This is a genomic window from Sphingobacterium athyrii, assembly GCF_003071065.1.
Lineage (GTDB): Bacteria > Bacteroidota > Bacteroidia > Sphingobacteriales > Sphingobacteriaceae > Sphingobacterium > Sphingobacterium athyrii.
The window spans coordinates 614-14,920 of sequence record NZ_QCXX01000010.1 but is presented as its reverse complement, the minus strand read 5'-3'; the positions used below and the strand labels follow the sequence as shown (position 1 = coordinate 14,920).

General features: G+C 38.8%; 11 protein-coding genes and 1 rRNA gene. 6 read left to right on the top strand and 6 right to left on the bottom strand.

The annotated features are described in order from the left end of the window. The first annotated feature begins 64 nt into the window (after positions 1-64). On the top strand, positions 65-976 hold the full coding sequence (gene rlmF / locus DCO56_RS26335; RefSeq protein WP_108636685.1) for a 23S rRNA (adenine(1618)-N(6))-methyltransferase RlmF: 912 nt from the start codon (positions 65-67) through the stop codon (positions 974-976). A gap of 60 nt (positions 977-1,036) precedes the next feature. On the opposite strand, the gene DCO56_RS26330 is transcribed toward rlmF, so the two are convergent. Together DCO56_RS26330 and DCO56_RS26325 are read right to left on the bottom strand one after the other, a co-directional pair. Beyond that, on the bottom strand, positions 1,037-2,731 hold the full coding sequence (locus DCO56_RS26330; protein WP_108636684.1) for an amino acid permease: 1,695 nt from the start codon (positions 2,729-2,731) through the stop codon (positions 1,037-1,039). Positions 2,732-2,809: 78 nt separating this feature from the next. Next, the gene (locus tag DCO56_RS26325; protein ID WP_108636683.1) at positions 2,810-3,493 is read right to left on the bottom strand and encodes an ACP phosphodiesterase; all 684 of its coding nucleotides are present in this window, start codon (positions 3,491-3,493) and stop codon (positions 2,810-2,812) included. 103 nt (positions 3,494-3,596) lie between these two features. On the opposite strand from DCO56_RS26325, the gene tyrS reads away from it, so the two are divergent. Continuing rightward, on the top strand, positions 3,597-4,877 hold the full coding sequence (gene tyrS / locus DCO56_RS26320) for a tyrosine--tRNA ligase (RefSeq protein ID WP_108636682.1): 1,281 nt from the start codon (positions 3,597-3,599) through the stop codon (positions 4,875-4,877). Positions 4,878-4,987: 110 nt separating this feature from the next. On the opposite strand, the gene DCO56_RS26315 is transcribed toward tyrS, so the two are convergent. Next, positions 4,988-5,497, bottom strand: coding sequence for a GNAT family N-acetyltransferase (locus DCO56_RS26315; RefSeq protein ID WP_108636681.1), 510 nt, complete (start codon positions 5,495-5,497; stop codon positions 4,988-4,990). Positions 5,498-5,771: 274 nt separating this feature from the next. Between DCO56_RS26315 and DCO56_RS26310 the strand changes: the two genes are divergently transcribed. After that, complete coding sequence (locus DCO56_RS26310; protein ID WP_108636680.1) at positions 5,772-8,507, top strand: FtsK/SpoIIIE family DNA translocase; 2,736 nt, start codon at positions 5,772-5,774, stop codon at positions 8,505-8,507. A 1-nt stretch (position 8,508) separates the two neighbouring features. After that, positions 8,509-9,156: an outer membrane lipoprotein periplasmic chaperone LolA1 gene (gene lolA1, locus DCO56_RS26305; RefSeq protein WP_108636679.1), complete on the top strand. Its 648-nt coding sequence runs from the start codon at positions 8,509-8,511 to the stop codon at positions 9,154-9,156. A gap of 96 nt (positions 9,157-9,252) precedes the next feature. Here lolA1 and DCO56_RS26300 read toward each other — a convergent pair whose 3' ends face one another. Beyond that, complete coding sequence (locus DCO56_RS26300) at positions 9,253-10,065, bottom strand: lytic transglycosylase domain-containing protein (RefSeq protein WP_108636678.1); 813 nt, start codon at positions 10,063-10,065, stop codon at positions 9,253-9,255. A gap of 242 nt (positions 10,066-10,307) precedes the next feature. Between DCO56_RS26300 and DCO56_RS26295 the strand changes: the two genes are divergently transcribed. Both DCO56_RS26295 and DCO56_RS26290 read left to right on the top strand, forming a co-directional pair. Then, entirely contained in the window at positions 10,308-11,957 is a 1,650-nt protein-coding gene (locus tag DCO56_RS26295) for a pseudouridine synthase (RefSeq protein WP_108636677.1), read from the top strand. A gap of 106 nt (positions 11,958-12,063) precedes the next feature. Beyond that, positions 12,064-12,531: a pyrophosphohydrolase domain-containing protein gene (locus tag DCO56_RS26290; protein ID WP_108636676.1), complete on the top strand. Its 468-nt coding sequence runs from the start codon at positions 12,064-12,066 to the stop codon at positions 12,529-12,531. 136 nt (positions 12,532-12,667) lie between these two features. On the opposite strand, the gene mnmL is transcribed toward DCO56_RS26290, so the two are convergent. Together mnmL and rrf are read right to left on the bottom strand one after the other, a co-directional pair. Then, on the bottom strand, positions 12,668-13,609 hold the full coding sequence (gene mnmL, locus DCO56_RS26285; protein WP_108636675.1) for a tRNA modification radical SAM protein MnmL/YtqA: 942 nt from the start codon (positions 13,607-13,609) through the stop codon (positions 12,668-12,670). A gap of 316 nt (positions 13,610-13,925) precedes the next feature. Next, positions 13,926-14,037, bottom strand: a 5S ribosomal RNA gene (gene rrf / locus DCO56_RS26280). Between the last annotated feature and the right edge of the window lie 270 nt (positions 14,038-14,307).

Sequence of the window (14,307 nt, the reverse complement as noted above, 5' to 3'; positions counted from 1 at the left end):
GATGCTTCTGCATCACCTTTTTTATTCAATAGAATTGCATTACTTTTGTTGCAAATATTATAACATGGCAGACGCTAATCCAACAAAGAAATTACACCCTCGAAATAGACATCTCGATAACTACAATTTTGACGAACTTAGCAAAATCGAACCTTCCTTAAAAGATTTTGTTACGGTAAATGCTTATAAACTCAAAACAATTGATTTTAACAATCCGGAAGCTGTTAAAATATTAAATCAAGCACTTCTTAAAAAATACTACCACATCCAACATTGGGACATTCCAAAGGAAAATCTCTGTCCTCCTATTCCGGGTAGAGCAGATTATATTCATTATGTTGCTGATGTGCTTGCCAGAGATAACAACGGTGAAATTCCAAAAGGAGGAAAAGTACGGGTGCTAGATATCGGTGTGGGAGCCAGTTGTATCTATCCCATTATTGGTCACCAGGAATATGGCTGGAGTTTTGTTGGTTCTGAGGTTATAAAAAAAGCATACAAAAACGCTATTGAGATTACCCGTACCAATATGAGTTTAAAAAAGAATATCCAAATACGGTTACAAAACAATCCAAAAGCAATTTTCAAAGACATCATCCTTCCTGATGAAAAATTTGACATGATCATCTGCAATCCACCTTTCTTTAGTTCCCAAACGGAGGCATTACAACAATCTGTACGTAAAACTACCGGTATAAAAGATGCTAAAATAGATGAGACAAACGTTGTCCAAACCTTTTCAGGACAAGGAAGTGAGCTCTGGTGCGACGGAGGGGAAAAAGCTTTCTTGACACGTATGATATTTGAAAGTCAGTTCTATAGAGATCAGGTGAAGTGGTTTTCTTCATTAGTTGCTCACCGTGAAGATGTTCGCTTTCTGCAGCATAAACTAAAGAAAATCAATGTAAAAGAATCTGAAGTTATCCGTATGGAACAAGGCAACAAAGTAAGCCGAATCCTTTTGTGGAGATTTTAAATAACAAAGGAGCTATCGAATAATAGCTCCTTTGTTATTTAAAACATCATAATACCAATTCTAAGCAGATGCTGATCTATTTAGCTTGGAGTGTTTATAACCATACATAAAATATACCCCTAGACCAATTACCAACCAAATCACAAAAATAATCCAATTACTAGCACCGAGTTCAGTCATTAGATATAGATTAATCAGTATCCCGATAACAGGCAGGAGAGAGAAATTCATTTTAAAGCTATAAATGCTCAAACCTAACCATGTTAACCAAAATATGATTACCAACATTTTATGTTCCAAAATTTCCAAAAGTGAAGATTTCTTCCACTCGTCTAATATATTCTGGCCATAAATAGCGACACAAACAATCGCGATAATTAGTCCCGCACCTACTAGATATTTTCCGTTGATGTAGGGAACTTTAAATTTGGATTTGGCCGATAATCCAGAATAATCCATGTAGAGCACACCTGCACAGACCAATATAAATGCAAAGAATGTTCCTACACTTGTCAAGTCAACAAAAAAATCCATCTTGAAGAACAGCGAAGGAATAGCTACTACGAGCCCCGTTACAATTGTAGCAAAGGAAGGCGTTTTGTATTTCGGGTGAATCGTCGCAAATTTCTTCCACAACAACCCGTCCCTGCTCATGGTCATCCAGATCCTTGGTTGTGCCAGTTGATAGACCAGAAGTGCACTTGTAATCGCAATAACCGATGTCACGGATATAATGCCGGCCATATGGTCAAATCCAACATACTTGAATACAAAAGCCAAAGGATCTTTTACATTCAGTTCAGTATAGTTGACCATTCCAGTCAACACGATGGTAATAGCAACATATAGGACCGTACAGATCAGCAAGCAATAAATCATGGCTTTAGGTAGATCGCGTTGCGGATTTTTACATTCCTCCGCCGTTGTGGAGATCGAATCAAATCCGATAAAAGCAAAAAATACGGCAGCAACACTTCCGAGGACGCCCTCCAGGCCATTGGGTGCAAAAGGAGTCCAGTTTTCAGGCTTTACATAAAATATCCCCCCAAAAATAACCGCCAGAATTATTCCCACTTTAATCATCACCATAATCATGCTCGCCTTTTGAGATTCCTTGATGCCTATATAGACAAGCCAGGTGACCAAAAAAGTAATTACCCCAGCTGGCAAATCAAATATAATGGGCATTCCACCAATTCGCGGCGCACTGTTAAATGCTGCAAGCCCTTGCTGATCAATGGCTGTAAGGTTTGCTAAGCCATGCTGATTCATTTTATCTACTGCATCAAAGGCATAACCAGGAGCCATGGAAAGCCAGGCCGGTATATGCAAGCCAAATCCCTCCAGCATGGAAACAAAATATTGTGACCAAGATATAGCAATGACCGTATTCGAAACCGCATATTCCAATACCAGTGCCCAGCCTATAATCCAGGCAAACAACTCGCCAAAAGCCACATAAGCATAGGTGTAGGCTGACCCAGAGACAGGGACTGTGCTTGCAAACTGCGCATAAGCAAGAGCCGTAAACACGCAGGCAAAAGCGGTAAAAATAAAGAGCAGAGAAACAGCGGGTCCACCTTCATAACTCGCTAACCCGATGGTGCTAAAAATTCCAGCGCCCACGATAGCAGCTATACCCAATGAAACCAGATCGGTTACCCCCAAAACCTTCGCGAGGCCAGTTCCACCCTCGTTTTGGGTATCCAGTAGGATCTGATCAACACTTTTCTTCCGAAAAAGTCTATGTGACATGTAAAATTAGTTTTATGCGTAAAATTATGCGAAAATAAATATTTTCAAAGTCTTATGCTATTGGTATTTTTTGGCAGACTATTTAAAGTCGACTAATTCGTAATGAATATATTGGTAAATTTCTTGGTAATCCCCCATATGATGATGTAAATAGGAAACCAATTGTTCTGTCAACAACTGCCGCTGATTCTCTTGAACTTCAAATTGCCACAATCGTTTACAGATATTGAAAAGTGCACCTGCAATCTTCTCCATATGCGCATAATCATAGAGATATTTCCACTCAATGAATTGATGGTAAAATCTATCGAATTTAGGAATATCACTTAATTGATTTATTTTCAGAAATTTTCGCACAGCATCTTCGTTCACTTGAGACATTGCACCATACAATTTATCAATGGAAACAGCCCTTTGCTGTGTCAGAATATGATCCAATAAGAGCTCCAAAGCAATATGCGCCATAAAGGAAGGTCGAATAGGTAATCCTTGCAAGCTTGACTGTATCTGCAACTTTAACTGATGGGTATGATGAAAAAAATACGTTGAATTATGAAAAAGACGATCGACTTCTATATGACGGTTCCAACCGATATAAAGTTGTTCCAGCAAGGGATTGTCCAGCAGTTCATTTTCATATTGCCTGGGTTTGAGCACAAAAGTTTTATCTGCATTTTTTAATAAATCGGGCAACAATCCACCGACAATTCGCTCGGGATTGGTTGCAAACCGCTCAAAATAAAAATGTGACAAAAAATTCATATTAGCTTATTAGCGTGTGCTTTTATATGGAATTATTCGCTCAATATACGCTTAATCTCCTATCTTTGCATCTTGTAAATTAAAAAATTAAATCCATTTAACAATGAGCTTTGTAGAAGAATTACGTTGGAGAGGCATGTTGCAAGATATTATGCCTGGAACTGAAGACTTACTGAATAAAGAAAAAGTCGCTGGCTATATTGGCTTTGATCCCACAGGAGACTCTCTACACGTAGGACACTTAACTCAAATCATGACATTGATCCACTTCCAAAATGCGGGGCATAAACCGGTCGCATTGGTTGGCGGTGCAACCGGAATGATTGGGGACCCTTCTTTCAAATCTGCAGAGCGTAACTTACTTGACGAAGCAACGCTACAGCATAATGTTGCTTGTCTAAAAAAACAGTTAGGCAAATTTCTTGAATTTGGAGAAGGCGAAAATGATGCCCAGATGGTTAATAATTACGATTGGTTCAAAGATTTCAAATTTTTAGACTTTATTCGTGATATCGGTAAAATGATTACTGTCAACTATATGATGGCAAAAGATTCGGTAAAAAAACGTTTAGAAGGAGATAATGGTCTATCATTTACGGAATTCACCTATCAATTGATTCAAGGTTATGACTTTTACTACCTGTGGAAGCACCATAATTGTAAAATACAAATGGGCGGATCTGATCAATGGGGGAATATTGTCACTGGAAGTGAAATGATCCGTCGTCAAGATCAGGGAACTGCTTACGCCATTACCACGCAATTGATTAAAAAAGCAGATGGTCAAAAATTCGGAAAAACAGAATCTGGAGCTGTATGGTTAGATCCAAAGAAGACTTCACCCTATAAATATTACCAATTTTGGTTAAACACCTCGGATGACGATGCCAAAAACTGGATTAAGATCTTTACACTTAAACCACAGGCGGAAATCGAGGCGATCATCACCGAACATGATGCCGCACCACATTTACGCATTGTCCAAAAAGCATTAGCAAAAGACATCACCATCCGCACACACTCCGAAGAAGCTTACGAGACAGCAATCAAAACCTCTGAGTTTCTCTTTGGCAATGGTACATTGGAATTTTTAAACAACTTAGATCACGAAGCCGTATTGGATGTGTTTGAAGGTATTCCGCAATTTCAGATAACAAGAGAAGATCTAAAAGCGGGAATCAATATCCTCGATCTCTTGGCTGTAAGTACACAAGTTTTCCCTTCAAAAGGCGAGGCGCGTAAAATGCTTCAGGGCGGTGGTGTATCCATCAACCGTGAAAAAGCAACGGATATCGAACAAGTGATCACTGAAAGCAGCTTAGTGAATAATAAATACATCATTGCGCAAAGAGGCAAGAAAAACTACTATTTGATTATTGCTTAAAGGTGGCTTTATTCAATAAAAAAATCCTTCTGACGGTATCAGAAGGATTTTTTTATTGAATAGGTACCAAAAACGACCTGATTTCTGCGTTATCTTGGCACTATAATCACTTATTTTAATAGCTTTTCAAAAGCACGACGGGAAGCCCCTCGAAAATGTACTTCTCCACAATATTGATACCCCAACTTGTCAAATACATGCAACATCCCCCCGTTGTCAAAGTTCGTATCCACTTTAATGCTATATACGCCCTTAAGAACAGCGATCTCCTCCACCCCCTGCATAATGGATGTACCAAGACCTTTTACGTGTGGATCCTGAGCTGAGGCCAAACGGTGAATGCCCACATATTCGCCATCACTAAGCCATTTGCCATCGATAGCATTGTAAGCAGGTTCGATATCGAAAATTATAGCGACATAACCGATAATTTTACCATCAGCCTCCACCACATGCCCATATCCTTTATCGATATCCGACTGTACTACATCTTCATTCGGATAACCATCTTGCCACTGCCTGCTGCCCTGCTCCTTGCGTAGTGCTATTGCCTGTTGTATAATTTCCCAAATCCTTCCTTTATCTGCCTGTTCCGCTTTCCGTATCTGAAACTTATTCATAATGCCTTAATTTGATCAGTAAAACTACATAATTTACTTTAACTGTAAAAGACAGACAAACCAGCCTCTTCTTTCCGATTTACTCCAATCTTTATTGCAAATCTCTTCTCAGGGCATAGTATTTGCTAGTTATACATTGCTATTATTCATTTAATAGCCTATCTGGAATTATTCGTTTATGAAAAAAATACAAACTTAAAATAATAGTCTTCATGATCTTCAAAATACTATCAAAATAACTAAGTTTGTAAGCAGTATAATTGTGAACTTTTCAATGTCAAACAAAGGAAATACATTTAGGCAGGCAGGAAATTCAGTTTCTGGCAAGCGTGCCCCATCAAAAGAATCGGCAACATTTAAAAAAGAAAAAAGTCAAAAAACCAACTTCCCCGGAGAGTATTCAGATGCACAGCAAAAGACTGTCAAAATTCTAGGGATTTTATTGATTGTACTTTCGTTGGCCTTTGCCACTGCTTTTGTTTCCTATCTTTTCACATGGGAAGATGACCAAAGTTATATCGCCAAAACAAATGGCGGCTGGGGAACCCTTTTTAGCTCTTCCGAAGAAATTCACGATGAGACTGTCGAACTACCTGTCGTTGACAATAAATTAGGAAAATTCGGTGCATTACTGGCCAACCAATTTATGTATGAATGGTTTGGAGTTGCCGCTTTCCTCTTTATCCCGGTATTGTTCATTTTGGGCTATCGGCTATTATTCAAAAAATCACTGCTCCCATTATACCGCACGGTAGTTTACTCTTTTGTAGCTATCGTTTTTATTTCAGTCACATTGGGATTCCTGCATGGTTTTATGGCAGATGCACCGCACATGTTGGAAGGTAAATTTGGTTTTTGGACCAATAAATTACTGGAGGCACAAGTTGGGGTTGTCGGCGTTGGTTGTATTTTAGCCTTTGCATACCTGACAACATTGATACTACTGTACAACTTAGATTTTAAATTTGTATTGTTTAACAATCGAAAATCCAAATCTTTATCGGAGGATATGGAAGATGAAGACGACGAAGGTTCCTACTCAGCAAATAGTTTGAGGACTAAGGTTCACGTAGAGGACGATTCCATTCAATCCGTTAGGGAATCTTTCCAACGACCAACTTCCATAAATGAAAGGTTTCAATCCAGTCGGGAAAAAGATTTACAGCAAGAACTTGAACGTCCTTCATTTACACATCATCCCATACCGGAGGTACATATCGATCCAAAGGACAAGGTTGTGCTCACCTTCGATGATAGTCCCTTAGAGCGTACGGAAAGTACGCCCTCAATTAGTTTTACTATTGATCAACCGGATGAAGATGAATCGGAACAAATGCGTCCAAGCATACAGGAAAACCAAAGCCCAACCATCACAATTGCTCCACAAGCGGAGCCAGAACCTCCACTTGAAGTTGCTGTAATCCCAGGATTGGTTGTCGAAGACATCAAAGAGGAAAAAGAAATAACAGCAAGTGATCTCGTTGCCCAGTTTGGTCAATATGATCCTAAATTAGACTTATCGGGCTATCAACATCCCACGCTCGACCTATTACGAGATTATGGAAGTGGTAAAATTACCATCAATCAGCATGAACTTGAAGCAAACAAAAACAAAATTGTTGATACACTTCGGAATTATAGCATTGAGATTGAAAGTATAAAAGCAACAATCGGTCCTACGGTAACCCTATATGAGATTATACCGAAACCCGGCGTACGGATATCAAAAATCAAAAATCTGGAAGACGACATTGCCTTAAGTCTCGCGGCACTCGGAATCCGGATTATCGCACCAATGCCGGGTAAAGGAACTATCGGTATTGAAGTACCGAACTCAAGTCCAGAAATGGTATCCATGCGATCTGTTCTGGCCACCGAAAAGTTCCAAAAAACAGATATGGATCTACCCATCGCATTGGGAAAAACCATTTCTAATGAAGTTTATATCGCTGATTTGGCGAAGATGCCCCACCTTCTGGTTGCGGGAGCCACAGGGCAAGGTAAATCCGTTGGTATCAATGCGATTTTGACGTCTTTATTGTATAAAAAGCACCCTGCTGAACTCAAATTTGTGCTTGTCGATCCTAAAAAAGTTGAACTTTCCCTATTCAAAAAGGTTGAACGTCATTTCTTGGCCAAATTACCAGATGAGGAGGAAGCGATCATTACCGACACAAAAAAGGTGATCAATACCTTAAACTCGCTTTGTATCGAAATGGATCAGCGATATGACCTTTTGAAAAATGCGCAGGTTCGTAATTTAAAGGAATATAATGCAAAATTTATCAATCGCAGATTAAACCCTGAGGAGGGTCATCGATTCTTACCATATATCGTTCTTATTGTTGATGAGTTTGCCGATTTGATGATGACTGCCGGAAAAGAAGTAGAAACCCCCATTGCGCGGTTGGCCCAATTGGCCCGTGCTGTAGGAATTCACCTGGTCATTGCTACCCAACGTCCTTCAGTCAATATCATTACAGGTACAATCAAAGCCAACTTCCCGGCACGTCTTGCCTTCCGTGTGTTATCAAAGGTAGATTCGCGAACGATCTTAGATACAGGCGGAGCAGATCAGTTAATTGGTCGCGGGGACATGCTTCTGGCTACTGGAAGTGATTTGATACGTATTCAGTGTGCATTTGTCGATACACCGGAAGTTGAACAGATCTCCGATTATATCGGAGCACAACGCGGTTATCCATCGGCATTTATGCTTCCGGAATATGTTGATGAAAACGGAGAGGGTTCAGGTAGCGTAGATTTTGATCCAAAAGATCGCGATCAATTGTTTGAAGACGCGGCTCGTTTGATTGTCATGCATCAACAAGGTTCTACATCATTAATCCAACGTAAATTGAAATTGGGTTATAATAGAGCTGGACGAATCATCGATCAATTGGAAGCCGCCGGAATTGTCGGCCCATTTGAAGGGAGTAAAGCACGTGAAGTACTTTATCCAGATGAATATTCATTAGAACAGTATTTGGAGACGCTAAGAAACAATTAACATGAAAAAACAAATCGGATTCGTGCTCAGCTTTTTGCTACTTATAGCAAGTCAATACAGCTATGCACAAAATAACGCAAAGGCGTTACTTAACAAAGTCAGTCAAAAATATAATGGATACAAGACCATACAAGCTAGCTTCTCTTTAGACATCAGACAAGCAAACGGAAGTTCACATAGTGATGCAGGCACTTTATATCTTGACAAGGCAAATAACAAATACCATGTCAATACTAAAAATCAAATTCTAATCTCAGATTCCCAAACACAATGGAATATCATGAAAGCAGAGAAAGAAGTGGAGATATCGGAAGCGAGCAACTCAACAAATGAGATCAACCCAACCAATATTTTTACATTCTATACCTCAGGCTTTAACTATACTTTAGCTAATACAGAAAAAGCAAAAGGAATAAGCTTGAGTGTTGTGGAACTGAAGCCTATTGATAGTAAAAAAAACTATTCCAAAATCAAATTACGGATCAATAAAGCGAATAATTTGATCTACGATACAACTATTTTTGATAAGAGTGGCAATCGGTATACCTACACGTTGAACTCACAGGAGGGAAACAAAGCCATTTCATCCAGCTTTTTTACTTTTAATAAAAGCAATTACAGTGGATTTGACATTGTCGACCTAAGATAAGGATAAAGTCTGCCGTAGGATGGATCAACTCTCCGGTCAAATAAGACTAACAAAAAAAGGATTTCTCAATGGGAAATCCTTTTTTTGGTTTTTTATCTAGAACATATTGGGTTCTCTATCCAACGTTTCGGTTTCTTTGTCCGCATAACGTGAATACCCATGTTTCTGCGGATGTTCAATAATTTCCTTCATGGATACCAATTTATACACATAAGATCCAGTCTCATTGTTCAATTTCAAAGCAAAGTAATCATCCTTCTTTTGCCTTCTCATCGAACCTTTTAAACTACCGTCACCGACATTGTAAGCCGCTGCCACCAAAGTCCAGTTACCGAATTGAGCGTAAAGATATTTTAAGTAACGTGCTGCTGCATGTGTGGATTTCACAAGATCTTTTCGATCATCCACTGCACCATTGACCCGCAGGCCATATAAGCGCGCCGTTGCTGGCATAAATTGCCAATAACCACCAGCCCCTTTCGATGAAACGACAGCCTTACTTAGGCCACTTTCAACCAATGGGATGTACTTAAAATCTTCTGGAATGCCATGTGATTTCAGGATCTTAGCAATTTTAGGCAAATAGATTTCTGCCTTTTTGTGCATATCGTAGGACCCTGTTTTTTTAAATGAAAATCTACTGAAGAACTTGCGTAATTTGCTTTCCACTAATGGACGATCCATCGGTAATGAATCTTCGGCAAACGTCAATGAACTCAGGTAAGATTCAAAAGAGTTGTTTTTCTCTTTTTTCTCTTCGTCACCTCCAAGATGAGCTGGAGTATCGACTAACTTCGTTGCAACGATCTTATCGCCGCCAGAAGTGTTGTTGTGTGGGGTTGAGTATAATTTTGACAGCAATAATGCAAACAAAATCAAACTACTACATAATACTTTCTTTCTTATCATTCACTCCCTTAATGCTATCCTATCCACGAATCAAATCGATCAAAAAATAGCTTGGTCCAAATTCAAGGGTACAAAGGTAAAGAGTATTTATTTAAAAAACAAATAGTTACGTTTTGACTATTTTAAAGAGTATTTTTTCGCGTCCAAATCACCTGAATGCAAGAAAAGACAAAAAGATAAGGATTTTTTCGCAAAACCCAAAATTATACCTAACTTTGCAGTTCACATTTTAGCAAAACACAATGCCATTCAGCAATAAAAGGAACAGTCGTGATGACAACTCCAGAAAGTCACGGGGCAACTCAGATAGCTTCAAATCTAGAGGCGACAAAAACAATAGTTTCGGTAAAAAATCGTCCTTTGGTTCAAAGGACCAATCTGAAAGAGGTTCTTTCAGAAAAGATGATAACCGTGAAAACAGATCATTCGGATCTAATAAATACGCAGACAAACCTTCCTATAGAGGAGAAAGTAATTCCTTCCGTTCAAAAGATAATTCAGACAAACCTTTCAGCAAAGGAGCTCGCTCATTTGATAAAAATGATTCGTCAAGATCTTTCGACAAAAGAGATTCCTTCAACAAATTTGATAAATCTGAACGTTCTTTTGACAAGAAAGACAATTTCAAACGCTCCGACAGAAATGATTCATCAAGATCATTTGACAGAAGAGAGGGTTCATTTGATAAAAGAGATAGCTTCAAACGTACTGACAGAAATGATTCTTCGAGATCTTTCGACAGAAAAGAAGGTTCATTTGATAAAAGAGATAGTTTCAAACGTGCTGACAGAAATGATTCATCAAGATCTTTCGACAGAAAAGAAGGTTCATTTGATAAAAGAGATAGTTTCAAACGCTCTGACAGAAATGATTCATCAAGATCTTTCGACAGAAAAGAAGGTTCATTTGATAAAAGAGATAGTTTCAAACGCTCTGACAGAAATGATTCATCAAGATCTTTCGACAGAAAAGAAGGCTCTTTTGAGAAAAGAGATTCATTCAAGCGTTTCGATAAGGATGACCGTTCATCAAACAATCGCAGCAGAAGCTTTGATAAACCATCTAACAGAAAATTCGATGGGGATAGAAGCAGAAACTTTGATGAAAACAAAAATTTCGACGAGAAACAATATATTAAACGTCCAAAAAAGAAAGCCGAAACTTCAACAGAAGATGATGGCTTGATTCGCTTAAACCGTTATATCGCCAATGCCGGTATCTGTTCGAGACGTAAAGCGGACGAATTGATCGCTGCAGGAGTAATTTGGGTAAACGGTGAACCGGTTTCTGAATTAGGGACTAAAGTTGATCCAGCAACGGACGAAATCCGTTACAACAACGAACGTTTAAAACGTGAGAAAATGGTTTATGTTTTACTCAATAAACCGAAAGATTATATTACCACTACGGATGATCCACAAGAGCGTCATACAGTCATGGAACTTGTCTCTAAAGCTACTAAAGAACGAATTTATCCTGTTGGCCGTCTCGATAGAAATACAACCGGACTCCTTTTGTTGACAAACGATGGTAACCTTGCTGAGAAACTCTCCCATCCACGTAACAGCATCAGCAAAATATACAATGTAGAGCTTAACAAAAGCCTTACTCAAGGAGATTTTAACAAAATTAATTTTGGTATTGAATTGGAAGATGGTGTTATCAAACCTGATGATTTAAGCTATGTACAAGGAGGTTCCAAAAGAGAAATAGGTATTCAGATCCACTCCGGTAAAAATCGTATTGTACGCCGTATTTTTGAATCTCTTGGTTATGAAATTGTGAAGTTGGATCGTGTGGTTTATGCTAACCTGACGAAAAAAGATTTACCACGCGGACGCTGGAGGTATTTAGAAGAAAGAGAGATTGTTCAATTGAAACACTTGATCTAATCAAATCTCATTTGAAAAATAAAATAAAGGACGGTCATTCAGTTAACCGTCCTTTATTTTTTATATTTGCACCTGATAAAAAGAGAGTACAAAAAATTAAAAGAATATGACTGATCCAAAAACACTTTCATCCGTAGCGGAATTCCATAAAACATTCCAACATCCGATCTTGGATACACCAACGATTCCTTCTGAACAAAGATGTGCCCTGCGGGTTTCTTTGATAGCTGAGGAATTAAAAGAACTAGAGGAAGCTATCCAGGATAAAGATCTTGTGGAAATTGCCGACGCCTTATGTGACATTCAGTACGTCCTCGCTGGAGCTGTTCTTGAATTTGGTTTAAAAGATAAATTTTCAGCGCTTTTTGATGAAGTACAACGCTCCAATATGAGTAAAGCATGTAAAGACGAAGCAGAAGCTATCGCTACGCAAGCGCATTACAAACTTAAAGGAGTAGAATCACACTACAAAGAAGTTGACGGAAAATTTTTAGTCTTTAGAACAGCTGACAATAAAACACTCAAGTCGATTAATTATTCTCCAGCAGATCTAAAGACCATTGTCGAAGGATAATTTGACCTACAGTACAACATAAAATAAATACGGCTTCCAAAAGGAAGCCGTATTTATTTATACTATATCAATTCTATAAGTCTTATAGAATTGTAGAAATGAACAATCTTTTTCAACCTGAAGTCTATTCATAAAGTTAACAGAGACTACCCTGCAGGACTTTCCGAGCTTCCAGACCTTTATCAATATAAGTCTGAATACCCGATTTGGGTAATCCCCAATTTGGCGCTATCAATAGCTCTTTGTCTGCGATACCAAAAACGCGTTGGATAATCAAATCAGAACGCAAACGTGGAATAAATTTTGAAAGGAAGTCTGTATAACCTTCTATAGAGAACAATTCAAAAGGTTCACGCTTATATTTTACGCCCATAATTGAACCTTCGACAATATGTAAATGATGCAGTTTCACGAACTTAATTTGTGGAAACCGATTAATCTCATCAGCGTATTTTAACATCATCTCCTCCGTCTCCCATGGAAATCCGAAAATAGTATGCACACAAAGCTCCAAAGGTGTATCCTTTAACATATCCATAGCCTTAATGAATTCATCGTGTGAGCAACCTCTGTTGATCCTTTCCAAGGTGTCATTATAAATCGATTCCATTCCCATTTCCAAATCTACATCATAACGATCGGTATAAGATTCCAACAAAGCAATTTTTTCAAAGTCCAAACAATCTGGACGTGTACCCACAGAAAGACCTAATGTATTGTCGGGATCTATGCTTAAAGCCTCATCGTACATCATTTTCAGCAGATGTGCTGGTGCGTACGTATTGGTATTGGGTTGGAAATAAATAATAAATTTTTCTGCGCCATAGCTGTTACGAGCTCGTTCAATTCCTGACTCAACCTGCTCACGTATAGAAGGAATTTTTCGCGCAGTATCGGGCGTAAAAGAATCTACATTACAGTAAGTACACCCACCATAGCCTTTGCTGCCATCCCTATTTGGACAAGTAAAATTGCCATCGACAATCACTTTAAATACTTTCTGTCCGTTATATTTTTGCTTTAAATAAGCGCCGTAATGATTATACGGCTTAATTCCGTTATCCAATAATGTACCCATTGCGCCGCAAAGTTACTCAATAAAAACCACAAATAGATTATTACTCAGGAACAAAGCACTATACCATCGTCCATTCTTCTGTCATTTTCGTCTTGGCGGCGCCACTATATCAATCTTTGGGAAATATATAAAAAACATAATAGTACAGTACTTTAGATCAGTATCCGGCAGAACCGTATTTTATAGCACAAGTTCGAAGACTTATCCCTGTGTGGCTTTGTGGCGGCGCCATTGATCTTTAGAATCTTCTGGAAAGGAGATATGACCTAAACGAAAGAAGCCCTTGACTGTTTCCAGCAAGGGCTTCCGTGTAAAAAAAAGGCACCGACCTACTCTCCCACCTGTTACGGCAATACCATCGGCTCTGGCGGGCTTGACTGCTCTGTTCGGAATGGGAAGAGGTAGACACCGCCGATATAGGCACCTAAAGATCTTTTTAGATGTGAGATATGAGATATGAGTACCGGGATCCTGTTAGGTCCCAGATAGCACGCATCCATGTCCATGTCTAAATGACATATACATTGAAAGAGGTTCGTTTCTTTTTGTTATTCTTTTCGTTTCAAAAATTAAAGAGGAAGACAACAGTGTCTGTCTGCTTGAGAAAGCTTCGGGCTATTAGTACCACTTGGCTTTGGTCTCTCAACCTTTACACCTATGGCCTATCAACGTAGTCATCTCCTACGACCCTATAAGGA

What these genes read in the sequence shown, in the direction of transcription:
- rlmF (WP_108636685.1), top strand. Translation starts at nt 65, where the DNA reads ATGGCAGACGCTAATCCAACAAAGAAATTACACCCTCGAAATAGACAT.
- DCO56_RS26330 (WP_108636684.1), bottom strand. Translation starts at nt 2,731, where the DNA reads ATGTCACATAGACTTTTTCGGAAGAAAAGTGTTGATCAGATCCTACTG.
- DCO56_RS26325 (WP_108636683.1), bottom strand. Translation starts at nt 3,493, where the DNA reads ATGAATTTTTTGTCACATTTTTATTTTGAGCGGTTTGCAACCAATCCC.
- tyrS (WP_108636682.1), top strand. Translation starts at nt 3,597, where the DNA reads ATGAGCTTTGTAGAAGAATTACGTTGGAGAGGCATGTTGCAAGATATT.
- DCO56_RS26315 (WP_108636681.1), bottom strand. Translation starts at nt 5,497, where the DNA reads ATGAATAAGTTTCAGATACGGAAAGCGGAACAGGCAGATAAAGGAAGG.
- DCO56_RS26310 (WP_108636680.1), top strand. Translation starts at nt 5,772, where the DNA reads ATGTCAAACAAAGGAAATACATTTAGGCAGGCAGGAAATTCAGTTTCT.
- lolA1 (WP_108636679.1), top strand. Translation starts at nt 8,509, where the DNA reads ATGAAAAAACAAATCGGATTCGTGCTCAGCTTTTTGCTACTTATAGCA.
- DCO56_RS26300 (WP_108636678.1), bottom strand. Translation starts at nt 10,065, where the DNA reads ATGATAAGAAAGAAAGTATTATGTAGTAGTTTGATTTTGTTTGCATTA.
- DCO56_RS26295 (WP_108636677.1), top strand. Translation starts at nt 10,308, where the DNA reads ATGCCATTCAGCAATAAAAGGAACAGTCGTGATGACAACTCCAGAAAG.
- DCO56_RS26290 (WP_108636676.1), top strand. Translation starts at nt 12,064, where the DNA reads ATGACTGATCCAAAAACACTTTCATCCGTAGCGGAATTCCATAAAACA.
- mnmL (WP_108636675.1), bottom strand. Translation starts at nt 13,609, where the DNA reads ATGGGTACATTATTGGATAACGGAATTAAGCCGTATAATCATTACGGC.